Annotated in this window: 15 protein-coding genes and 1 riboswitch; of the genes, 8 read left to right on the top strand and 7 right to left on the bottom strand. The window is 67.7% G+C overall.

The features are described from left to right. Positions 1-83: 83 nt before the first annotated feature. The 3 genes from JNG39_RS17510 to JNG39_RS17500 all read right to left on the bottom strand — a co-directional run bounded on the left by JNG39_RS17510 (position 84) and on the right by JNG39_RS17500 (position 4,263). Complete coding sequence (locus tag JNG39_RS17510; protein ID WP_368313250.1) at positions 84-1,943, bottom strand: ATP-binding cassette domain-containing protein; 1,860 nt, start codon at positions 1,941-1,943, stop codon at positions 84-86. 91 nt (positions 1,944-2,034) lie between these two features. Then, complete coding sequence (locus JNG39_RS17505) at positions 2,035-3,066, bottom strand: aldose epimerase family protein (RefSeq protein ID WP_368313248.1); 1,032 nt, start codon at positions 3,064-3,066, stop codon at positions 2,035-2,037. 15 nt (positions 3,067-3,081) lie between these two features. Then, the gene (locus JNG39_RS17500; RefSeq protein ID WP_368313247.1) at positions 3,082-4,263 is read right to left on the bottom strand and encodes a XylR family transcriptional regulator; all 1,182 of its coding nucleotides are present in this window, start codon (positions 4,261-4,263) and stop codon (positions 3,082-3,084) included. A 159-nt stretch (positions 4,264-4,422) separates the two neighbouring features. Between JNG39_RS17500 and xylA the strand changes: the two genes are divergently transcribed. From xylA to JNG39_RS17475, 5 genes are read left to right on the top strand one after another with little or no spacing between them, the layout of a single operon-like run. Further along, a complete protein-coding gene (gene xylA / locus JNG39_RS17495; protein ID WP_368313246.1) occupies positions 4,423-5,739 on the top strand; it encodes a xylose isomerase in 1,317 nt (438 codons plus the stop codon). A 13-nt stretch (positions 5,740-5,752) separates the two neighbouring features. Next, the gene (gene xylB, locus JNG39_RS17490) at positions 5,753-7,258 is read left to right on the top strand and encodes a xylulokinase (protein WP_368313245.1); all 1,506 of its coding nucleotides are present in this window, start codon (positions 5,753-5,755) and stop codon (positions 7,256-7,258) included. A 30-nt stretch (positions 7,259-7,288) separates the two neighbouring features. Further along, entirely contained in the window at positions 7,289-8,305 is a 1,017-nt protein-coding gene (xylF, locus tag JNG39_RS17485) for a D-xylose ABC transporter substrate-binding protein (RefSeq protein WP_368313244.1), read from the top strand. Positions 8,306-8,360: 55 nt separating this feature from the next. After that, the gene (locus JNG39_RS17480; protein WP_368313242.1) at positions 8,361-9,908 is read left to right on the top strand and encodes a xylose ABC transporter ATP-binding protein; all 1,548 of its coding nucleotides are present in this window, start codon (positions 8,361-8,363) and stop codon (positions 9,906-9,908) included. 36 nt (positions 9,909-9,944) lie between these two features. Beyond that, complete coding sequence (locus JNG39_RS17475) at positions 9,945-11,090, top strand: sugar ABC transporter permease (RefSeq protein ID WP_368313241.1); 1,146 nt, start codon at positions 9,945-9,947, stop codon at positions 11,088-11,090. A gap of 116 nt (positions 11,091-11,206) precedes the next feature. On the opposite strand, the gene JNG39_RS17470 is transcribed toward JNG39_RS17475, so the two are convergent. The 3 genes from JNG39_RS17470 to metE all read right to left on the bottom strand — a co-directional run bounded on the left by JNG39_RS17470 (position 11,207) and on the right by metE (position 15,611). After that, positions 11,207-11,731 (bottom strand): DUF4142 domain-containing protein, encoded by a 525-nt coding sequence (locus JNG39_RS17470; protein ID WP_368313239.1) that lies wholly within the window; start codon positions 11,729-11,731, stop codon positions 11,207-11,209. Between the two features lie 125 nt (positions 11,732-11,856). After that, positions 11,857-13,080 (bottom strand): methionine adenosyltransferase, encoded by a 1,224-nt coding sequence (metK, locus tag JNG39_RS17465; RefSeq protein ID WP_368313238.1) that lies wholly within the window; start codon positions 13,078-13,080, stop codon positions 11,857-11,859. Between the two features lie 239 nt (positions 13,081-13,319). Further along, positions 13,320-15,611: a 5-methyltetrahydropteroyltriglutamate--homocysteine S-methyltransferase gene (gene metE, locus JNG39_RS17460; RefSeq protein ID WP_368313237.1), complete on the bottom strand. Its 2,292-nt coding sequence runs from the start codon at positions 15,609-15,611 to the stop codon at positions 13,320-13,322. A gap of 149 nt (positions 15,612-15,760) precedes the next feature. Next, a riboswitch (cobalamin riboswitch) is annotated at positions 15,761-15,975 on the bottom strand. A 42-nt stretch (positions 15,976-16,017) separates the two neighbouring features. Between metE and JNG39_RS17455 the strand changes: the two genes are divergently transcribed. Then, complete coding sequence (locus JNG39_RS17455; protein ID WP_368313236.1) at positions 16,018-17,307, top strand: glycosyltransferase; 1,290 nt, start codon at positions 16,018-16,020, stop codon at positions 17,305-17,307. 95 nt (positions 17,308-17,402) lie between these two features. Here JNG39_RS17455 and JNG39_RS17450 read toward each other — a convergent pair whose 3' ends face one another. Then, a complete protein-coding gene (locus JNG39_RS17450) occupies positions 17,403-18,383 on the bottom strand; it encodes an aldo/keto reductase (protein ID WP_368313234.1) in 981 nt (326 codons plus the stop codon). Between the two features lie 124 nt (positions 18,384-18,507). Here JNG39_RS17450 and JNG39_RS17445 point away from each other — a divergent pair, with 124 nt between their 5' ends. Both JNG39_RS17445 and fusA read left to right on the top strand, forming a co-directional pair. Continuing rightward, entirely contained in the window at positions 18,508-20,892 is a 2,385-nt protein-coding gene (locus JNG39_RS17445) for a membrane-bound PQQ-dependent dehydrogenase, glucose/quinate/shikimate family (protein WP_368313232.1), read from the top strand. 556 nt (positions 20,893-21,448) lie between these two features. Beyond that, complete coding sequence (gene fusA / locus JNG39_RS17440; RefSeq protein ID WP_368313230.1) at positions 21,449-23,515, top strand: elongation factor G; 2,067 nt, start codon at positions 21,449-21,451, stop codon at positions 23,513-23,515. Positions 23,516-23,612 lie beyond the last annotated feature (97 nt).

Genomic DNA, 23,612 nt, shown 5'->3' with positions numbered 1-23,612 from the left:
TGCAAGATCGTGGCGCGACGCACCTATCCCTCACGTCGTTCCTGCGCACGCAGGAACCCAGCGCGATGCATCCGGTTTTCGCCTCAGCCTTCGAGTTCTTCCCACCGGGCAAAGGCGGTCTCGAGCTCGGCCTGCAGCTTCACCAGCGCGTCGTTGGCCTTCGTGATCGCCGCCGCGTCCTGCTGGAAATACGCCGGATCGTTCATCGCCGCGGTGCGCTTAGCGATCTCCGCTTCGAGCTGCTCCAGTTTCGCGGGTAGGAGTTCCAGCTCACGCTGCTCCTTGAACGAGAGCTTCTTCTTTGGCGCCACCGGCGCGGGAGCCGGCGCGGCCGACTTCGGCGCGGCGGGCGCGGCCTTGACCTGGGCCACGGGCTTCTGCCGCAACCAGTCGCTGTAGCCGCCCACGTAGTCGCCGATGGCGCCGTCGCCTTCCAGCACCAGCGTGCTGGTCACCACGTTGTCGATGAAGTCGCGATCGTGCGACACCAGCAACAACGTGCCGGTGTATTCGCCGAGCAGTTCCTCGAGCAGTTCGAGGGTTTCCACGTCGAGGTCGTTGGTGGGTTCGTCCATCACCAGCAGGTTCGACGGCTGCGCGAACAGCTTCGCCAGCAGCAGGCGATTGCGCTCGCCGCCGGAAAGGCGCGTGATCGGCGCGCGGGCACGTTCGGGCGAGAACAGGAAATCCTGCAGGTAGCCGATGATGTGCTTGCGCTGGCCGTTGAGCTCGATGTATTCGCGGCCCTCGGCCACGTTGTCCAGCGCGTTCATCGAGTCGTCGAGCGCGATGCGGTGCTGGTCGAAATAGGCCACCTGCAGGCCGGTGCCGAGCGTGACCTCGCCCTCCTGCGGTTTGAGCTGGCCGAGCAGGATCTTCAGCAGCGTGGACTTGCCGGCGCCGTTCGGGCCCATGATGCCCACGCGGTCGCCGCGCATGATCGTGGTGGTGAAGTCGCGGATCAGCGTGCGGCCGCCGTAGGCCTGGGTGATGTGCTCGGCGTCGACCACCTTGCGACCCGATGCCTGGGCGTTGGCGAGGTTCATCTTCGCGGTGCCGGCGCCCTCGCGTCGCTCGGAACGCTCGCGGCGCATGGCCTTCAACGCGCGCACGCGGCCCTCGTTGCGGGTGCGGCGGGCCTTGATGCCCTGGCGGATCCACACCTCCTCCTGCGCGAGCTTGCGGTCGAAGTGCGCGTTGGCCTGGGCCTCGGCGTGCAGGCGTTCTTCGCGGCGGCGCAGGTAGTTGTCGTAGTCGCCCGGCCAGCTGGTGAGCTGGCCGCGGTCGATCTCCACGATGCGCGTGGCGAGCGAGCGCAGGAAGCTGCGGTCGTGGGTGATGAAGACGATGGCGCCGGCGAAGTTCTTGAGGAAGCCTTCGAGCCAGGCGATGGCCTCGATGTCGAGGTGGTTGGTGGGTTCGTCGAGCAGGAGCAGGTTCGGGTCTCGGACCAGCGCCTGGCCCAGCAGCACGCGGCGCTTCATGCCGCCGGAGAGATCGGCGAAATCGGTGTGCGCGGGAAGCTCCAGGCGTTCGATCACCTGCTGCACGCGGGAATCGAGATCCCAGGCGTTCTGCGCCTCGATCTTCGACTGCACCTCGCCCAGGCCGTCCATGTCGCCCTCTTCGAGCAGGTGGTGGTAGCGGGCGAGCAGGTGGCCCAGCTCGCCCAGGCCGTCGGCCACCACGTCGAACACGCTGCCGGAGGTGTCCTGGGGTACTTCCTGGGTGAGGCGGGCGATGCGGGTGCCACCTTGCAGGCGGATCTCGCCGTCGTCGGGGTGCAGCTCGCCGGCGATGAGCTTGAGCAGCGTGGATTTACCCGCGCCGTTGCGACCGACGACGCAGACGCGCTCGCCGGCGTCGAGGGAAAGGCCGACCTGTTCGAGCAGGAGCGGGCCGCCGACGCTGTAGTCGACGTTGAGGAGTTGGATGAGGGACATCCCCCTATGTTACCCGGATGGGCCCGCTTCGCAGGATTCGCCGATACGATCGGCTCCCACCCCTTCGGTAGCTAGCTCCCCAACCGAGGGATCAGACGGTATCGATGCGGTACCGGGTGTGCTGACGCCAGGTCTGTCCGGGGCGCAGGATCGCCCCTTCGGCCTCGGCCGTGTTCACCTGGTTCGGAAAGGCTTGCGCCTCCAGGGCGAATCCGGCGAAGGGCTTATAGTCCTCCCCTTGCCGGGCCGGCTGCCCGGTGAGCTTCTGCCCACTGTAGAACTGCAATCCGGGCCGGTCGGTCTCCAGGGTGAGGCGACGGCCGCTCCAGGGCTCGGTCACCACGGCGGCGGCGCGGGAGCCCGCGTTCAGCACGTAGCAATGGTCGAAACCGCCCACGAGCTTCAGCTGCGGATCGGGCCAGTGCAGGCGCGAGCCGATCGGCGCCGCCTCGCGGAAATCGAACGCCGTGCCGGCCACCGGCTGACGCCCGACGGGAATGGCCCCGGCCTCGATGGCGAGGAATTCGTCGGCGTCGATGCGGATGACGTGGTCGCGGATGTCCGGTCGCCGCTCGTTGAGATTGAAATAGGGGTGCGCGGTGAGGCTGAGCGGTGTCGGCGCATCGGTGGTGGCGACATAGCGCAGGTCGAGCGTGCCGTCGTCTTCCAGGCGCATGCGCAGGTCGACGCGCACCTCGCCCGGAAAACCACCGTCGCCCTCGGGGGATACCAGCCTCAGGGCGAGGCCGTCGCCGTCCGGTTCCACGTCCCAGCGTTGCAGGTGGAAGCCGTGCACGCCGCCGTGCAAGTGATTGCCGTGGTCGTTGCGGTCGACCTTGTAATCCACCCCGTCGAGGGTGAAGCGGCCGCCGCGGATGCGGTTGGCCCAGCGACCCACGATGGCGCCCATGTAGGCGTCGGACGCGATGTATTGCGAGGCGTCGGCATGGCCGAGCAGCACCTCGCCCACGCGGCCCTGGCGATCGGGCGCCTGCCAGGAGAGCAGCGTGCCGCCGAGGTCGGTGACGTCCACCTGTGAGCCGGTGGCGTTGCGGAGGGTCCAGCGATGCAGGGTGCGGCCGTCGGGCAACTGGCCCCAGGCGGTGGCTGAGGAAACGGGCATGGGCTCAGGGCGGACTCAGGTAGCGGCCGTCGGGGTGCGATGGAGGTCGAGGTACTGGCGCGGGGTGCAGTCGTACTCGCGACGGAACACCGCGTACATGTATTGCAGCGAGGTGAAACCGCAGCGCACCGCGATCTCGGCGAGCGGGGCCTCCGAGTCGGCGATAAGCTGGCAGGCGGTGTCGAGCTTGTGCTGCAGGATGGCCTGGTGCACGGTCTGCTTCAGCTCGCGCTTGAAGTGTTCCTCGAGCACGGTGCGCGACACGCCCACATAGTCGGCCACCTGCTCGGTCTTGATGCCGAGGCAGCCGTATTGGCGGATGTAGTGGCTGGCGCGCATCACGTGCGGACTGCGCAGCGGCTGGTATTTGCTGGACGCCTGCACGCTGATGCCCACCGGCGGCACGAGCACGCGGGCGGTGGAACAATCCACGCCGCGCAGCATCTGGTGCAGCAGGTGCGCGGCCGTGCGGCCCATTTCCTCGGCGCCCTGGATCACGGAAGTGAGCGGGATGCGCGTGAGCAGTTGGGCCATCGGATCGTTATCGATGCCGACGATGGCCACCTGGCCGGGCACCGCGATGCCGCCGATCACGCAGGCCTGGAGCAGCTGCCGGGCGCGGGCATCGGTGGCCGCGATGATGCCGATGGGCTTGGGCAACGCGGTGAGCCAGGCCACCAGTTCTTCCACCGCCGTGCCCCAGCCGCCGGCGGTGGTCGACTGGCCCTCGTAGACGATGCCTTCGACCGATTCCTCTTCCACGATGGACGCGAACGCGCGTTCGCGCTCCTGGGCCCACCGGCTTCCGGGATTCTGCGGGATGCCGTAGAAGGCGAACCGGCTGAGCCCCTGCTCGATGAGGTGGTCGTAGGCCAGGCGCACCAGCCGGGCGTTGTCGGTGGCGATGTAGGGCACGCCGACCGGGTAATCGGCCGGATCCTGGTACGAACCGCCGACCGCGACCACGGGGATGTGCAGGTCGCGCAGCGTCGCCTCGGCCTCGGGATCGTCGAAATCGGCAATGACGCCATCGCCCTGGAACTGGTGGATGTCCCGCATGCGGCTGCGGAAGTCCTCTTCCATGAAGAGGTCCCACTCGACGCGGGTACTGTTGAGGTAGTGTCCGATGCCGGCGATGACCTGGCGGTCGTACACCTTGTTGGCGTTGAACAGCAGTGCGATGCGATGCGGTGACATGGCCTGGGAAAGTAGCAGGATCACGGGGTCGGGGACATGACGCAGCGCGGCAATGAAAAAGCCTGCCGCCCCGTCGGAAATCGCAATTGCGCGAAAACGGCGCGCTGGCCGAGCATCGAAGGAATCCCTTACTCCCCATTGGTTCGTCAAGGAATCGTTATGTCGTATTTCTCGAGCATCCCGAAGATCGCCTTTGAAGGCCCCGGTTCGGACAACCCGCTGGCCTTCCGCCATTACGACGCCGGGCGCGTGGTGCTGGGCAAGACCATGGCCGAGCACCTGCGCCTGGCCACCTGCTACTGGCACACCTTCGTCTGGCCGGGCTCGGACGTGTTCGGCGCGGGCACCTTCGAGCGGCCCTGGCAGCAGCCCGGCGAGCCGATGGCGAAGGCGCGCGAGAAGGCCGATGCGGCCTTCGATTTCTTCTCGCGCCTGGGCACGCCGTTCTACACCTTCCACGACACCGACGTGGCGCCCGAGGGCAACGGCCTGGCCGAGTACCGCAACAACTTCGCCGCCATGGTCGACGTGCTGGAGAAGAAGCAGGCCGAGACCGGCATGAAGCTGCTGTGGGGCACCGCCAACCTGTTCAGCCATCCGCGTTACGCCGCCGGTGCCGCCACCAATCCGCAGCCCGAGGTGTTCGCCTATGCGGCCACGCAGGTGCGCCACGCGATGGAGGCCACGCATCGGCTGGGCGGCGCCAACTATGTGCTGTGGGGCGGCCGCGAGGGCTACGACACGCTGCTCAACACCGACCTCAAGCGCGAGCGCGCGCAGATGGGCCGGTTCTTCCAGATGGTGGTCGAGCACAAGCACAAACTGGGCTTCAAGGGCACGATCCTCATCGAGCCCAAGCCGCAGGAGCCCACCAAGCACCAGTACGATTACGACACCGCCACGGTGTACAGCTTCCTCAAGGAATTCGGTCTCGAGAACGAGGTGAAGACCAACCTCGAGGCGAACCATGCCACGCTGGCCGGGCACTCGTTCCACCACGAGGTGGCCACCTCGATCGCGCTGGGCGTGTTCGGATCGATCGACGCCAATCGCGGCGACCCGCAGAACGGCTGGGATACCGATCAGTTCCCCAACAGCGTCGAGGAAATGACCCTCGTCACCTATGAGATCCTGCGCGCGGGCGGCTTCACCACCGGCGGCTTCAACTTCGATACCAAGGTGCGTCGCCAGAGCCATGCGCCGGAAGATCTCTTCTACGGCCACATCGGCGCCATCGACACGCTGGCGTTGGGCCTGGAGCGTGCGGCGAAGATGATCGAGAAGGACACGCTGGCCGAACTGAAGGCGAAGCGGTACGCGGGCTGGGAGGGCGACTTCGGCTCGTCCATCCTGGAGGGCGGTTTCACGCTCGCCTCGCTGGCCGACGAGGCCGTCGCGCGCGACCTGCACCCGACGCACGTATCGGGCCACCAGGAGTTGCTCGAAAACATCGTCAACCGCTATATCTACGGGTGATATGAAACACGACATGGACGCTTCGGCTCGTTTTTACCTCGGCATAGACCTCGGCACCTCATCGGTGAAGGCCGTGCTTCTCGACGGCGCCGGCGCGGTGCGGGCCACCGCGTCCAGCCCGCTGTCGGTTTCCCATCCGCAGCCCCGGTGGTCCGAGCAGGATCCGCACGCATGGTGGTACGCCACCGAGACGGCGGTGACGGACGTCCTCAAGGCGGTGGACGCGCGTCGCGTCGCCGCCATCGGACTTTCCGGCCAGATGCACGGCGCCACCTTGCTCGACGACGCCGACCGCGTCCTGCGTCCGGCCATCCTGTGGAACGACGGCCGTTCCGACCTCGAGTGCGAGGCGCTCGAGCGCGTGCCGGGCTTTCGCGACATCACTGGCAACCTCGCCATGCCGGGATTCACCGCGCCCAAGCTCGCGTGGGTGCGCAAGCACGAGCCGGAGGTGTTCGCGAAGGTGGCGAAGGTGCTGCTGCCGAAGGATTACCTTCGCCTGCGGCTCACCGGCGATTACATAACCGATGCGTCCGACGCGGCGGGCACGCTATGGCTCGACGTGCGTAAGCGCGCATGGAGCGACGCGATGCTCGAGGCGACCGGCCTCGACCGTTCGCACATGCCGCTGGTGTTCGAGGGCAGCCACCCCGCCGGGCGCCTGCGCAAGGAACTCGCCGATCGCTGGGGCATGGACACCGTGCCCGTCGCCGCCGGCGGTGGCGACAACGCCGCCGGCGCGGTCGGCGTGGGGATCGTGCGACATGGGCAGGCCATGCTTTCGCTGGGCACGTCGGGCGTGTACTTCGCCGTGTCCGACGGCTTCCGCGCCAGTCCCGAAACGGCGGTGCACAGTTTCTGCCATGCGCTGCCCGATACCTGGCACCTGATGTCGGTGATGCTCAACGCGGCGAGCTGCCTGGACTTCACCGCGCGCCTTACCGGATTCCGCGACGTTCCCGCGTTGCTGGCGGACGCCGAGGCGAAGGGCCTGCACGAAAACGGCCCGTTGTTCCTGCCTTACCTCACCGGCGAACGCACGCCGCACAACGACGCGCACGCGCGCGGCTCGTTCACGAACCTCGGCCCCGACACCGACCGGGCCGACCTGGCGAACGCCACGCTCGAGGGCGTGGGCCTGGGCCTGCTCGACGGCCTGCTGGCCGTGGAAGGCACCGGCCTGGTCGCCGACGAGATCACGGTGATCGGCGGCGGCTCGCGCAGCGCCTACTGGACGCAGATGCTCGCCGACATCCTCGGCAAGCGGCTGGTGCTGCGCAGCGGCGGCGAAGTGGGCCCGGCCCTCGGCGCCGCGCGGTTGGCCCGCCTGGCCGTGGAGCCGGATGCGTCGCTGGACGAGGTATGCCCGATGCCGGGGGTCACCGCCGTGCGCGAGCCCGATGCAGCGCGTCATGATTATTTCCTGCAAACGCGCCACCCTCTGTTCCGCCTCAGTTACGAGCGGATGAAACCGTTGTATTCCCACGCCGCCCAACGCGACGATTCCCGCCCTTCCTGAACGGGCGACCCCTTACGCATGGAGAAGAGCATGAAACCCAAGGCCCTACCAACGTTGCTGGCCGTATCGATGGCCGCGGCCGGCGTGTTCGCCGCACCGCAGGCGCATGCGAGCAAGGATAAACCGGTGATCGGCTTCTCCATCGACGACCTGCGCGTGGAGCGATGGACGCGCGATCGCGACTATTTCAAGGCGGCGGCCGAGGCGAAGGGTGCCACCGTTTCCGTGCAGTCGGCCGACGCCAACGAGCAGAAGCAGATCCAGCAGATCGAGAACCTGATCGCGCGCAAGGTCGACGTCATCGTGATCGTGCCGTTCAACGCCAAGACGCTCACCACCGTGGTGGCCGAGGCGAAGAAGGCCGGCATCAAGGTGATTTCGTACGATCGCCTCATCCTCAACGCCGACGTCGACGCCTACATCTCGTTCGATAACGAGAAGGTCGGCGAGATGCAGGCCCAGGGCGTGGTCGACGCCACGGGCGGCAAGGGCAATTACTTCCTGCTCGGCGGCGCGCCCACCGACAACAACGCGAAGATCCTGCGCGAAGGCCAGATGAAGGTGCTCGATCCCCTCGTCAAGAGCGGGGCCGTCAAGATCGCCGGCCAGCAGTGGACCAACGAATGGCTCGCCTCGAACGCGCAGTCGATCATCGAGAACGCGCTCACCGCCAACAAGAACAACATCCAGGGCATCGTCGCGTCCAACGACGGCACCGCCGGCGGTGCCGTCGCGGCGCTGCAGGGCCAGAAGCTCGCTGGCAAGGTGGCCGTCTCGGGCCAGGATGCCGACCTCGCCGCCGTCAAGCGCATCAAGGCGGGTACGCAGACCATGACGGTCTACAAGCCGATCAAGCAGATCGCCACCGACGCGGCCAACCTGGCCGTGCAGTTCGCCAAGGGCGAAGCGCCCCAGTTCACCTCCAAGATGAACAACGGGAAGAAGGACGTGGACACCATCCTGCTCACGCCCCAGCCGCTCACGAAGGCCAACGTCGACATCGTGGTGAAGGACGGCTTCTACACCCAGGCCCAGGTCGGCAACTGACCGCCGTACGATCCGGCGGCGCCCGTCCGGGCGCCGCCATGCATAAGGAACGACCGTGAGCGACTACCTCTTCGAGATGCGCGACATCGTCAAGGAGTTTTCCGGCGTGCGCGCGCTCAACGGCATCAGCCTCGCGGTGCGGCCCGGCGAATGCGTGGGCCTGTGCGGCGAGAACGGTGCCGGCAAGTCCACCCTGATGAAGGTGCTGTCGGGCGTGTATCCCCATGGCACGTGGGAAGGCGAGATCCTTTTCGACGGCAAGCCGCTGAAGGCGGCTTCGGTGCGCGACAGCGAGGCCGCGGGCATCGTCATCATCCACCAGGAATTGATGCTGGTGCCGCAGCTTTCCGTGGCCGAGAACATCTTCCTCGGCAACGAGAGCACGAAGTTCGGCGGCGTGATGGATTACGACGCCATGTACGCCAAGGCCGAGGCCCTGCTCGCCCGGCTGAAGCTGAAGGACGTGAACGTGGCCGCGCCGGTGATGAACTACGGTGGCGGCTACCAACAGCTGTTCGAGATCGCCAAGGCGCTGGCGAAGAACGCGCGCCTGTTGATCCTCGACGAGCCGTCGTCGTCGCTGACCTCGGCGGAAACCGACATCCTGCTGTCGATCATCGAAGACCTGAAGCGCGAAGGCGTGGCCTGCGTGTACATCTCGCACAAGCTCGACGAGGTGGCGCGCGTGTGCGACACGGTCACCGTGATCCGCGACGGCAAGCACATCGTCACCAAGCCGATGAGCGAGATGACCACGCATTCGATCATCACGGCGATGGTCGGCCGCGAGATCGAGAACCTGTTCCCGCGCGTCGAGCACGCCATCGGCGACGTGGTCTTCGAGGCGCGGCACGTCACCTGCTGGGACGTGACCAACCCGCAACGCAAGCGCGTCGACGACATCTCGTTCAAGCTGCATCGGGGCGAAATCCTCGGCATCGCCGGTCTCGTCGGCGCGGGCCGCACGGAGCTCGTATCGGCCATCTTCGGTGCGTACCCGGGTCGCTACGAGGCCGAGCTGTTCCTGGAAGGCAAGCCGATCAAGGTGAAGAACCCCGAGCAGGCGATCAAGGCCGGGCTCTCGCTCGTGCCGGAGGATCGCAAGCGCCAGGGCATCGTCCCGCTCATGGGCGTGGGTGACAACATCACCCTGGCCGTGCTCTCGCACTATGCGCATGCGGGCACCATCGACCGGCAGGCCGAGCTGCAGACGGTGGATGCCGAGATCAAGCGCCTGCGGGTGAAGACGGCGAGCCCGGAGCTGGCCATCGTGGGGCTGTCCGGCGGCAACCAGCAGAAGGCGGTACTCACCAAAATGCTGCTGCCCGACCCGAAGGTGCTCATCCTCGACGAGCCGACGCGCGGCGTCGACGTCGGGTCCAAGTACGACATCTACACGCTGATGTTCGAACTGGTGGCTCGCGGCGTCGCCATCGTCATGGTGTCGTCGGAGATGCCCGAAGTGCTGGGCGTGAGCGACCGCGTGCTCGTCGTAGGCGAGGGCAAGCTGCGCGGCGACTTCAAGAACGTCGGCCTCACCCAGGAGCAGGTGCTCGCCGCGGCCATTTCGCATGCGGCCGAAGGACCGGCGCACGCCGCCTGACAACCCATTCCACGCGTCATCAGGAAGATTTCCTCCATGCAGTCGCAGAAAATCCAGCAGTTGTTCGTTCGCTACAAGATCCTCGCCCTGTTGATCGCCGTCGCGTTGATCTGGGTGTTCTTCCACGTCAAGACCGAACAGGCCTTCATCACGCCGGGCAACCTGTCGAACCTGTTCCGGCAGATGGCCATCACCGGCATGCTCGCCTGCGGCATGGTCTTCATCATCATCGCCGGCGAGATCGACCTGTCCATCGGCTCGCAGCTGGGCCTGCTCGGCGGGGTGGTGGCCATCCTCACCGTGAACATGGGGTGGGGCACCTGGCCGTCGATCGGCGCGGTGCTGGTGCTTGGCCTGCTGATCGGCGCGTTCAACGGCTTCGTGGTGACGAAGATGCGGGTGCCGTCGTTCATCGTCGGCCTCGGCGGCATGCTCGCCTTCCGCGGCATCGTGCTTTACGTGACGGGCAGCTCCACGATCGCACCGGCGCCGGACGACCTCATCGCGCTCGGCCAGGGATTCGTGCCTCCCATGCTGTCGCGCTGGATCGGCGCGGTGATCTTCCTCGCGCTGATCGGCCTCACGGTCCGCCGTCGCGTGCGCCGTTCGAAACTGGGGCTGCACCAGGCCGCGGTGTGGATCGACGTGGCGCGGCTGGTCGCCATCGGCGCGGTGATGGCGGGCTTCATCCGCATGCTCAACGACGCCAACGGCATTCCCATTCCGGTGATGATCCTGCTCGCGCTGCTGGCCGTGTTCACCTACGTCTCCACCCAGACCGTGTTCGGTCGCCACGTGTACGCCGTGGGCGGCAACATGGAAGCCACGCGCCTGTCGGGCGTGAACGTGGCGCGGGTGAAGCTGGTGGTGTTCGCGTTGATGGGTTTGATGTGTGCCTTCGCGGGCATCATCACGGTGGCGCGTACCGGTTCGGGATCGCCCTCGGCGGGCACGGGCGGCGAGCTGGATGCGATCTCCGCCTGCTTCATCGGCGGCACGTCGATGCGCGGCGGTTCGGGCACGGTCTACGGCGCGCTGATCGGCGCGCTGGTGATGGCGAGCCTGGACAGCGGCATGCAGCTGATGGACGTCGACAACTCGTGGCAGATGATCATCAAGGGCGTGATCCTGGTGCTGGCCGTGTGGGTGGACGTGCTGTCGGGGTCCAACCGCAACGGTTAATGCCGCTTCGTCGGCTTTTCGCCGATACGATCGGCTCCCACCCCTTCGGTAGCAGGGTGCCTCAACCTGCCTACCGAAGGGGTGGGAGCCGATCGTATCGGCGAACGCGGATCGCCTCAGCGCGTCGGTAACGCCTTCGCCATCTCCAGGTGATGCTTCAGCGTCGGCAAGGTCTTCTTCGCGAACGCCTTCATCTCCGGGTTCGATCCCTTCTCGATTTCCACCTCGAACGACGCCACCGCTTCCTCGTGGTCGGCGATCATCTGCTTGCGATAGGCCGCGTCGAACTCGGCGCCCTTCATGCGCGACATCGCATCCAGCGCCTTCTGCGCGTCGGGCAGCGGCTTGTCCACGAGCGAATAGCCCTTGTCGCCGGACTTGAGCGAGCGCAGTTCGTCGTTGGCCTTGCCATGGTCCTCGATCATGGTCTGCGCGAAGTTCTTCACCTGGCTCGACGACGACTGCTTCGTCGCCAGTTCGCTGAAGGCGACCTCGGCCAGGCCGGACGCTCCGGCATTCTTGAAGAAGCCCGCATCGGTGGGCGTGCCGCCCTGGGTGTCCTTTTCCTGCGCGAGGGCAGCCAGCGGCAGCGAGGCGGCGAGGAAGGCGATGGCGAGCAGGCGGGGGGCGGGCTTGGGCATGGTGGCGTCTCCTGGGGTTGCTTCACCGCAAGATGTCGCATCCCGCCCATGAAGCCGCCGTGAGACCCACGAAAAAAACGGGCGCCCGAAGGCGCCCGTCGAGGTGTCTCTGACGATCGTGCCGCTTACTTGCGCGCGGCGACCTTGCCACCCAGGCCCGCGGCGTCGCGCAGGAGGTCGGCCTTGTCGGTCTTCTCCCACGAGAACGCGGTGTAGGTGCTGCCGTCGGCGCCCTTCACTTCGTACGGCTTGCGGCCGAAGTGGCCGTAGGACGCGGTCGGCTGGTAGATCGGGTGCACCAGGTCGAGCATCTTGATGATGCCGTACGGGCGCAGGTCGAAATGCTTGCGCACCAGCTTCTCGATCTTATCGTCGGAGATCTTGCCGGTGCCGAAGGTGGTCACCGAGATCGAGGTGGGTTCGGCCACGCCGATGGCGTAGCTGACCTGGATTTCGCAACGGTCGGCGAGGCCGGCAGCGACGATGTTCTTGGCGACGTAGCGCGCGGCGTAGGCGGCCGAACGGTCGACCTTCGACGGATCCTTGCCCGAGAACGCGCCGCCGCCGTGACGGGCCCAGCCGCCGTAGGTGTCGACGATGATCTTGCGGCCGGTGAGGCCGCAGTCGCCCACCGGGCCGCCGATGACGAACTTGCCGGTCGGGTTGATGTGGAACTTGGTGTCCTTGTGCAGGAGCTTCGCCGGCAGCACGGGCTTGAGGATCAGCTCACGCACGCCTTCGACGAGGTCTTTCTGCTTCACGCCCGGATCGTGCTGGGTGGAAAGCACCACGGCGTCGATGGCGATGGCTTCGCCGGCTTCGTTGTAGCGCAGGGTGACCTGGCTCTTGGCGTCCGGACGCAGCCAGGGCAGCGGCGAGTTCTTCTTCTTGCGGACCTTGGCCTGCTGCTCCACGAGGCGGTGGCTCAGGTGGATGGCGGCTGGCATGTATTCGCTGGTTTCGTTGGTGGCGTAGCCGAACATCAGGCCCTGGTCGCCCGCGCCCTGTTCTTCCGGCTTCTTGCGGTCCACGCCCTGGTTGATGTCGGGCGACTGCTTGCCGATGAGATTGAGCACGCCGCAGGTCTCGCCGTCGAAGCCGACTTCCGACGAGTCGTAGCCGATGTCGAGGATCACCTTGCGGGTGAGGGCTTCGAGGTCGATCCATGCGCTGGTGGTGATCTCGCCGGCGACGATGGCGACACCCGTCTTCACGAGCGTCTCGCAGGCCACCCGGGCGCGCGGATCCTGGGCCAGGATGGCGTCGAGAACGGCGTCGGAGATCTGGTCGGCGATCTTGTCCGGATGGCCTTCGGAGACCGACTCGGAGGTGAAGAGGTAGTTGCTCATCGCGGGGATATATCCTTCTTTACGGATAAAGAGATAAAAGGGGCGCGCCATGATACACGCCCCCGCGCCGGTTTGCAGCGGCAAGGGTAAACCCCGGGGGTGACGATTGCATGGTGGTTAAGGCGCCGGGGGCCCTCTGGCCCCGTTCGCCGATACGATCGGCTCCCACCCCTTCGGTAGCAGTCTTCCTACCGAAGGGGTGGGAGCCGATCGTATCGGCGAATCCCGCGAAGCGAGGCCTAGACGGCGGCGGCGATCCTGGTCCGGGCCGCCTTGGCCACCGCCACCATCCCCGCCAGCGCCTCGGCCACTTCCGGCCATCCCCGCGTCTTCAGCCCGCAATCCGGGTTGATCCAGAGCTGGTCCGGCCGGAGCACCTGGAGAGCACGTGCCACCAGGTCGGCCATCTCGGCCTGGGCCGGCACCCGGGGCGAGTGGATGTCGTAAACGCCCGGCCCGATGCCGTTGGGGTACCGGAACCGCGTAAACGCGTCGAGCAATTCCATGCGCGAACGGCTGGTCTCGATGGAGATCACGTCGGCGTCCATCGCGGCCACGGCCTCGATGATGTCGTTGAACTCCGAGTAGCACATGTGGGTGTGCACCTGGGTGGCGTCGCTGACCCCGCCGGCGGTGATGCGGAACGCCTCCACGGCCCAGTCGAGATAGGCGGCCCAGTCGGCCCGGCGTAGCGGCAGGCCTTCGCGCAGGGCCGGTTCGTCGATCTGCACGATGCCGATGCCGGCCTTCTCCAGGTCGTGAACTTCGTCGCGCAGGGCGAGGGCGATCTGCCGGCAGACCTCGGCGCGCGGGAGGTCGTCGCGCACGAACGACCATTGCAGCATCGTCACCGGGCCGGTGAGCATGCCCTTCATCGGCTTGTCGGTGAGCGATTGCGCGAAGGCCGACCAGGCTACCGTCATCGGCGCGGGGCGGGCCACGTCGCCGTAGATGATGGGCGGCTTCACGCAGCGCGAGCCGTAGCTCTGCACCCAGCCGAAGGCGGTGAAGGCGTAGCCGTCGAGCTGTTCGCCGAAGTACTCCACCATGTCGTTGCGCTCGGGCTCGCCATGCACCAGTACGTCGAGGCCGACTTCTTCCTGGAAGCGCACGGCGCGGCGGATCTCGTCGCGCAGGATCGTCGCGTAGGCCCCGTCATCGAGCTTGCCCGCGCGATGCGCGGCGCGGGCGTTGCGCAGTTCGAGCGTTTGCGGGAACGACCCGATCGTGGTGGTGGGCAGGTCGGGCAGGCCGAAACGCTCGCGCTGCACGGCGGCGCGAAAGGTGAAGGCGGAACGGCGCCGGCCGAACTGGGGCGTGAGGCCGCGAACGCGGGCGCGCACGTCGGGGCGGACCACGACCGGTGACGCCAGCCGCTCGGCGACCACGGCGTGCTGCCGTGCGAGTTCCTGGCTGGCCGCGTCATCGCCGTTGACAGCATCGGCGTAGCGGCGCAGCTCGCCGATCTTCTGGCGCGCGAAGGACAGCCAACGGCCCCGTTCGCCGGGTAGCCGGGTTTCTTCCGAGGCGTCGATCGGCACGTGCAGCAGCGAGCACGAGGTGGATAGCCAGAGGCGATCACGGGAAAGGCGCGAGCGCAGCGTTTCGATACGGGGAAGGATGACGGCCGGATCGCTCAGCCACACGTTGCGGCCGTCGAGGATGCCCGCCGAGAGCACCCGTCCCGGCGGAAGCGCGTCGAGCACGGCATCGAGCTGTTCCGGCGCGCGGGCGAGGTCGACGTGCAGGCCCGCGACGGGAAGCGACGCGGCGAGCGCGAGGTTCGCTCCCAGGGCGCCGAAATACGAGGCGAGCAGGATGCGCGTGCGGCCGTGCGCGGCGATGGCGTCGTAAGCGCGGCGCAGCGCGTCGCGGGTGGCGTCGTCGAGATCGAGCACGAGCACCGGTTCGTCCACCTGCACCCAGTCGGCGCCGGCATCGGCCAGCGCGTCGAGCACGCCGAGCCACGCGGGCAGGAGGGCGTCGAGCAGGTCGAGCGGATCGCTGCCGTCGGTCGTCTTCGACAGGCGCAGGAAGCTGACCGGTCCCAGCAGCACGGGGCGCGCGACGTGCCCCGCCGTGGTGGCTTCGACGTATTCGGCCACGGCTTTTCGCGGGCGGGCCGCGAAGGTCTGTCCCGAGACGAGTTCCGGCACGATGTAGTGGTAGTTCGTGTCGAACCACTTGGTCATTTCCAGCGCGTGCAGATCCACCTCGCCGTCCTGGCGGCCGCGGGCCATGGCGAAGTAGCCGGCCAGGGGGTCCCGCTCGTGCAGCGCCCGGTAGCGTGCCGGGATGGCGTCGACCGCCACGGCGGCGTCGAGCACGTGGTCGTACAGCGAGAAATCGTTGACCGGCACGCTGTCGGCGCCCGCGTCGCGGGCGAGCTTCCAGTGGCGATGGCGCAGTCGCGAGGCGACCTCGAGCAGGTCGGCGGCGGTGGTGTCTCCTTTCCAGTGGCTTTCCAGCGCGCGCTTCAATTCGCGGCGTCGGCCGATGCGGGGAAATCCGGGGTAGGTCACGTGTGGCATGGCTATGCATTCCTCTTCATGGCAAAGAGGAGGGAAGGGCGGCTCGCCACGCGGCGCCGGGGCGTCGTGGGATGGGCCGTCGACCTTCGCCCCCGCGGGCGAACCGGTGCCGCCCTTGGGGAAGGGCGGACCCAGGTCGGACGGGGAGACGCATCTCCCCGGCCTGCGGCAGGTCTTCGGGCTCGTGGATGTGGCATCGCTGATGCCGCCTCGTCCGTCGCTTCCCAGGGCCGGGGCCCCAGTGCCGTGACGGCGTCGTCTCCACATACCGCTGCGGGGCAGCGCCGGACTCGCACCGGCTTCCCTCTTAGCTTTATCTTCGTATTCGAATACAAAGATAAAGACCGCTGGCGCCGCGAAAATTAGCCGTCCGGACGGCCGAAGTCAAATGCGTCACCATGGGCGGATGAAGCCACGGCACATCGTGTTCGCCACGGTCGGATCGCAGGGCGATCTGTTTCCCTTTCTCGCCGTGGGCCGCGAGCTGGCCGCGCGCGGCCACCGCGTGACGGTGGGCGCGCATGCCATGCACCGTGCCGCGGTGGCCGAGGCCGGCCTGGGGTTCGTGATGGCGAGTGGCATCGCCGAACCCGACGACAAGGCCGCCTTCGCGGCAAAGGCCTTCCATCCGCTGCGCGGGCCGCGTTTCGTGGTGCGCGACCTGGCCGCGGCCGACGTGGCGGCGAGTTACGCGGCCCTGGCGCCGGTGTGCAGGGACGCCGATGCCATCGTCACCACGACGCTCGCCTTCGCGGGGCAGATCCTCGGCGAGACCTCGCGCGGGACGTGGTTGTCGGCCGTGCTGTCGCCATCGGTCTTCCTGTCCGCCGACGATCCGCCCGCGACGGGCGTGGCCTGGTTCGATCGCTACCTGCGCGGTTCACCCCGACGTGGCGCGTGGTTGCGGCGCGCGGCGGAGGCGGTGACGTCAACCTGGACGGCGCCGGTACGGGCCTTCCGGCGTTCGCTGGGCCTGGCACCCGTGTCGGTCGGGGGCGATCCGTTCCATCGCGGGCAGCACGCGCGCGATGGCGTGCTGGCGATGTATTCGCCGTTGCTCGGCGCCCTGCCTGCCGATGCCCCGGCGCGCACGACGCTGACGGGCTGGTGTCGGTACTCACCGGCCGACGGCCTGCTCGACGCGGAGCTACGTGCGTTTCTCGACGCGGGCTCGCCGCCGGTGGTGTTCACCCTGGGCTCGGCGGCGGTGCATGCGGGTGAGGCCTTCCTGCGCGAGAGCATGGAGGCGGCGCGCATGCTCGACCGGCGTGCGGTGTTGCTCACGGGGTCACCGGTGTTGCGCGAGCGCCTGGGTGCATGGCATGAGAGCGTGTTCGCCGTGGACTACGCGTCCCATGGCGCCCTGTTCGAGCGCGCCGCCGCGATCGTGCATCACGGCGGCATCGGTACGACGCATGAGGCATTGCGCGCGGGGCGCCCTTCGCTCGTGGTGCCCCACGGATTCGACCAGCCGGATAACGCGGCACGCATCGCGCGCCTGGGTGTGGGAGCGGTGTTGCCCGCGTGGCGGTATCGGGCGGATCGGGCCGCGGTCCTGCTTCGCGGCCTTCTTGGCGAAGCATTGACTCGCGATCGGGCGATGCGTGCAGCCGACCGTCTGCGCGTCGAGGACGGGGCGCGGAATACGGCTGATGCCATCGAAGGGGCGATGCATCGTGGCGGCCGCGCTCCGTAGGATTCGCCGATGCGATCGGCTCCCACTCCTTCGGTCGCCGCCTTGCTACCAAAGGGGTGGGGGCCGATCGCATCGGCGAACCTTCGGAGCGAGGCCTACTGGAATCCCTCGACCGGATGCGGCGCGTAAGCGCCTTCCAGCGTCGCGATCTCCTCCTCGGACAGCTTCAACTCGATCGCCGCCACCGCATCGTCCAGGTGCTGCGGCTTCGACGCCCCCACGATCGGCGCGGTAACACCACGACGTTGCGCCACCCACGCCAGCGCGACCTGCGCGCGCGGCACGCCGCGTCGCTCGGCCACGGCCTTCACCGCCTCGACGATGGCGCGGTCGGAGTCTTCGGTGGCCTTGTACAGCGTGCCGCCGAACACGTCGTTGTCCTGGCGGAAGCTGGTTTCGTCCCAGTCGCGCGTGAGGCGGCCGCGGGCGAGCGGGCTCCACGGAATCACCGCGATGCCCTGGTCGACGCAGAACGGGATCATCTCGCGCTCTTCCTCGCGCTGGAGGAGGTTGTAGTGGTCCTGCATGCTCACGAATTCCGTCCACCCGTGCAGGCGCGAGGTGTAAACCATCTTCGCGAACTGCCACGCATGCATCGACGACGCACCGATGTAGCGCGCCTTGCCCGCCTTGACCACGTCGTGCAGCGCCTCGAGGGTTTCCTCAACGGGCGTGGTGGGGTCGAAGCGATGGATCTGCAGCAGGTCGACGTAATCCGTTCCCAGGCGCGACAGCGAATCGTCCACCGAGTGGAAGATCGCCTTGCGCGAGAGGCCTCCGAGGTTCGGCCCCTTGCCCCACCGATAGAACGTCTTCGTCGCGATCACCACCTCGTCGCGACGCGCGAAGTCCTTAAGCGCGCGTCCGACGACTTCTTCCGACGTGCCATCGGAGTAGGCATTGGCGGTATCGAAAAAGTTGATGCCCAGGTCGAGCGCCTTGCGGATGAACGGGCGGCTCTGCTCTTCGTCGAGGGTCCATGCATGGTTGCCACGGTCGGGAATGCCGTAGGTCATGCAGCCGAGCACGAGCGGTGACACCTCGAGGCCTGTCTTGCCGAACTTGACGTATCGCATGGGGGATTGCTCCGTGGGAGAAAGGCGGTCTACACGGCACCTATACCTGCCGTGGTTATCTTTATCAGCTTAGCGCGACCCGGCGCGACGTGCTGCGAGTCGCACGTTCTTTCGGAGAAGCGCCATGTCGACCATCATTTCATCACCTCGCCCACCACGCATCAGTGGTGCGGTGATCGCCATCCTCGGATTGCTGCTCGCCGCGGGCGGCGTCTGGCTGGTCGCCTTGGGCGGCTCGTTCTATTACCTCGTCGCCGGTGCGGCGGTGCTGGTCACCGGCGTGCTTCTGTGGCGTGGGTCGTCCGGCGCGCTGTGGCTGTATGCGTTGACGCTGCTCGCGACCGTCGTCTGGGCCGTCGGCGAAGTGGGCCTCAACGGCTGGTCGCTCGAACCGCGCCTGTTCGTGCCGATGCTGTTGGGCATCTACCTGCTGATGCCCTGGGTGCGGCGCAGGCTGACGCCAACGCGCGGAGGCGCGGTGGTGGTGATCGTCGCCGTGCTGGCATGCATCGCCGTCGGCACGGCGGGATTCATGCAGCCGGTGGGCACGCGCGGTGAGACGGTGGCACGCAACCTGCCCGACGGCGCGGATGCCTCCGTGCCCGATGGCGACTGGCAGTTCTACGGCCGCACGGCGAAGGGCGACCGCTTCTCGCCGCTGGACCAGATCAACGCGGGTAACGTGAAGAACCTCAAGCTCGCCTGGACGGCGCGCACCGGCGACACGATGCGCCCTGGCGAAGACAAGGGCGGCACCGACGCGGGCCACGAGTTCAACTTCGAGAACACGCCGATCAAGGTGGGCAACACGCTGTACGTCTGCACGGGCCACAGCTGGGTGGTGGCGTTCGACGCGGCGACCGGTGAGAAGAAGTGGAGCTTCGATCCCAAGGCGAACACCGACGCCGACGTCTACCTCGCCTGCCGCGGCGTCGCTTATTACGAGGCCCCCGCGGGCACGGCCACCGATTGCCCGCGCCGTATCCTGGCCCCGGTGCTCGATGCGCGACTGATGGCGTTGAACGCGGATACCGGCAAGCCGTGCGAAGACTTCGGCGAGCACGGCTTCGTCTCGCTCACGCAGTATCTCGGCCACGTGCCGGCGGGGTTCCATTTCGTCACCTCGCCGCCGCTGGTGCTGAAGGATCGCGCGATCCTCGGCGGCTGGGTGTACGACAACCAGGCCGAGAACGAGCCGTCCGGCGCGGTGCGCGCATTCGACCCGCTCACCGGCAAGCTCGTCTGGGCCTGGGACGTCGGCCACGACCCGCAGAACTGGCAGCCTGGCCCCAACGACCAGCTCACCCGCGGCACGCCGAACGCGTGGGGTGTGTACACGGCCGATCCCGACCTGGGCATGGTCTACCTGCCCATGGGCAACGCCACCCCGGATTACTTCGGCGGGCATCGCCGTCCGTTCGACGAGAAATACTCCAGTTCCACGGTGGCGCTCGACATCGAGACGGGTGAGCCGAAGTGGGTGTTCCAGAACACGCACCACGACCTGTGGGACATGGACGTGCCGACCGGCCCGTCGCTGGTGGACCTGCCCAGCGCGGGCGGCACGATTCCCGCCCTGGTGCAGACCACCAAGCGCGGCGAATTCTTCGTACTCGATCGCCGCACCGGCAAACCGGTGACCGCCGTCACGGAAAAGCCGGTGCCGCAAGGTGCGGTGCCCGGCGACCACACCTCGCCGACGCAACCGTATTCCACCGGCATGCCGTCGCTCACGCCCGAAGACCTCACCGAGCGCAAGTTGTGGGGTGCCACGCCCTTCGACCAGCTCATGTGCCGCATCGAGTTCCGCAAGGCGGTCTACAAAGGCCAGTTCACGCCGCCGCAGTTGAGCGACACCATCGTGTATCCCGCGTTCGACGGCGTGATCGACTGGCACGGCGCGTCGATCGATCCGTTCAACAAGCTGGTGATCGCCAACGCGAACTACATCCCCTTCATGATCAGCCTCGCGCCACGCGGGCCCGCTGAAGCGAAGGGACTGGTGAAGCCGTGGGACGGCACGGGCAACGAGCCGCCGGTGGGCGGCGGACTGGCCCCGCAATACGGCACGCCGTACGTCGGCAAGGTGCATCCGTGGCTCAATCCCATCGGCGTGCCGTGCAATCCGCCGCCGTGGGGCACGCTGGCCGCCATCGACCTGGTCACGCACAAGCTCGTGTGGGAACGCCCGATCGGCACCACGCGCGATACCGGTCCCTTCGGCACGCACGTCAACGCGCCGCTGCCGACGGGTATCTTCAACATCGGCGGCAACATGACCACGCGCGGCGGGCTGATTTTCATCGGCGCCACGGCGGACGATTACCTGCGCGCGATCGACGAGCGCACGGGCCAGGAGCTGTGGAAAGCGCGGCTGCCGGCGGGCGGCCAGGCCAATCCGATGTCGTATTCGGTCAACGGCAAGCAGTACGTGGTGATCGCGGCTGGTGGGCACAGCGGCTTGGGGACGCGGTCGGGGGATTACGTGATGGCGTATGCGTTGCCTTGAAGGGCCGTAGGCGGCGTCTTCGCGGATACCGGTCGCCACGCGCTAGGCTCCTGCGTGCGCAGGAGCGACGGCTTCCCTCACCGTCATCCCTGCGCACGCAGGGATCCAGCGCGAGGCAACCGGTTTTCGCAGCAGCGTGCCTACGGCTCTTGAAATCCACGGTAGCGCCCCGACCTAGCGAACCAGCGGTTGCCGCCAGCGAAGCGCCGGCGTAGCATCCGCCCCTCGAATCCGGAGCCATCCATGTCCCCGTGCAAGCACGCATTGATCCACCTGCCAACGAACGCCCCTCGGGCGCGTCGCGGGTGCGCGCGCGCCGGGAACGGCGGAGCCTCGTCGTAAGACGGGCCCCGGCCTCCATCGGATACCGAAAGCACCCGCAAGGGTGCTTTTTTTTTGCCTCTCGAAAACCGGAGCCACGTGCCATGAAGAACTGCCGCGAACCCCGATCCTGACCCGTTCCGCTCACGCCAGGGGCGACGGGAAAGCCTCGGGGAGTGCCTCGCTCGAGCCCATGCATCGAGCCCCTGGCGATCCTTGAAGGAACCGTTCAACCATGAGTACCCGAGACACCATTCCCGTCGGCCGTTGGCGCAACCTCGGCATCATCGCGCACGTCGACGCGGGCAAGACGACGCTGACCGAGCGCCTGCTCTACAAGACCGGCACGATCCATCGCACCGGCGAAGTGCACGACGGCGCCACGACCACCGATCACATGGAACTGGAGCGCGAGCGTGGCATCACGATCGGCGCCGCCGCCGTGCGCGCGAACTGGACGCCGGAAGGCGGCCAGCCGCATCGCCTCACGCTCATAGATACCCCCGGACACATCGACTTCGCCATCGAGGTGGAGCGTTCGCTGCGCGTGCTCGACGGCGCCGTGGTGGTGTTCTCGGGCGTCGCCGGCGTGCAGCCGCAGTCGGAAACCGTGTGGCACCAGGCGCGTCGGCATGGCGTGCCGCTGATGGCGTTCGTCAACAAGATGGATCGCCCCGGCGCGGACTTCGACGCGACCGTCGCGCAGATGCGCGACAAGCTCGGCGCGAATCCGTGGGTGGTGGCGTTGCCGGTGATCGACGGCGAGCACATCGTGGGGCTCGTGGACCTGGTCGGCGAGCGCACCTGGCGTTTCGACGACGCCGGCAAGCCGAGCGTGCATGCATGGAACGACGACGAACGCGCGACGCATGCCGCCGCGCGCGCCGACCTGGTGGCCGCCGTGGCCGATCGCGACGAGGCCCTGGCCGAAGCGTGGCTCGCCGAACGGCCCATCGACGCCGACGAACTGACGGCCGCCTTGCGTCGCGGCACGCTCGCGGGTCTCGGCCAGCCGGTGCTGCCGGGCTCGGCGTTCCGCAACGTCGGCATCGAGCCGCTGCTCGACGCGTTCGTGGCCTATCTGCCGTCCCCGGCGGATCGCCCCGCCGTGCCCGCGCACACCGACGACGGCGACACCGCGATCGCGCCCGACGCGAACGCGCCGCTGGCCGCGCTCGTCTTCAAGGTGGTGAACCAGTCGCATGGTCCGCTGGCCTTCGTGCGCGTGTATGCCGGTCGCCTGCACGTCGGCGACGCGGTGTGGCGCAGCGGTACCGATCGCGTGCAGCGCGTCGGCCGGCTGGCCGTGGTGCGCGCGGACGAGACCGAAGCGGTGGAATCCGCCGAGGCGGGCGACATCGTCGCCATCGCGGGCTGGAAGGACGTGGCCACGGGCGAGACGTTGTCCGACTCGCAGCATCGCGTGCGGCTGGAAGCCATCCAGGCGCAACCGGCGGTGCTTTCCTGGCGGCTGTCCCCGGAAAAATCGGCGGACCTGCTCAAGCTCGGCAACGGGCTGGCGCGTCTCGCGCAGGAGGACCCGTCCTTCCGCGTGGGCACCGACCCGGATACCGGCGAGACGCTGGTCTGGGGCATGGGCGAACTCCACCTGGAAGTGATGGTGGAACGCCTGCGTCGCGAGTGGGGCGTGCAGGTGCGCACGGGTTCGCCGCGCGTGGCTTACCAGGAAACGCCGGCCCGCGCGTCGGGGCCGGTGGAGGGCAAGCTCGCCAAGCAGACCGGTGGCAGCGGCCAGTACGCGCGCGTGGTGCTGTCGGTGTCGCCGGTGGAAGGCGATGCCAACCGCTACGAAGACCGCACCACGGGTGGCGTCATTCCGAAGCCGTTCCAGCTGGCGGTGGAGAAGGGCGTGCACTCGGCGCTGCTGAACGGGCCGCGCGGCTATCCGGTGGTGGGCGCCGAGGTGCTGGTGCTCGACGGCCAGGCGCATGCGGTGGACTCCAACGAGGGAGCGTTCCATCGTGCCGCGCAGATGGCGGTGAAGGCGGCGCTGGAGGCGACCGGCACCGTGCTGCTGGAACCGGTGATGCGCGTCTCGGTGAGCGCGCCGGGCGTGGCGGTGGGCGACGTGCTGGGCGACCTGCAACGGCGGGGCGGCCAGATCGTCAACCTCACCGATCGCCAGGAACGCACGGAGATCGACGCCGACGTGCCGTTGGCCCAGATCGACGGGTACAGCACGGCGTTGCGTTCGCTGAGCCAGGGACGGGCGTCGGCCACGGTGGCGTTCCATGCCTACCGGCCGGCAGCGGTGCAGGAGGGTTCGCGCAAGTCCGCGTGATGCGCTTCGCGGGATTCGCGGACACGGTCGGCTCCCACCTCTTCGGCAGCCAGGTTTCGTCAACCTGGCTACCGGAGGGGTGGGAGCCGATCGTACC

It is taken from the genome of Luteibacter sp. CQ10 (assembly GCF_040900725.1).
Lineage (GTDB): Bacteria > Pseudomonadota > Gammaproteobacteria > Xanthomonadales > Rhodanobacteraceae > Luteibacter.
The sequence above is the reverse complement of the archived record's forward strand: the minus strand, read 5'-3'. Positions and strand labels throughout refer to the sequence as shown.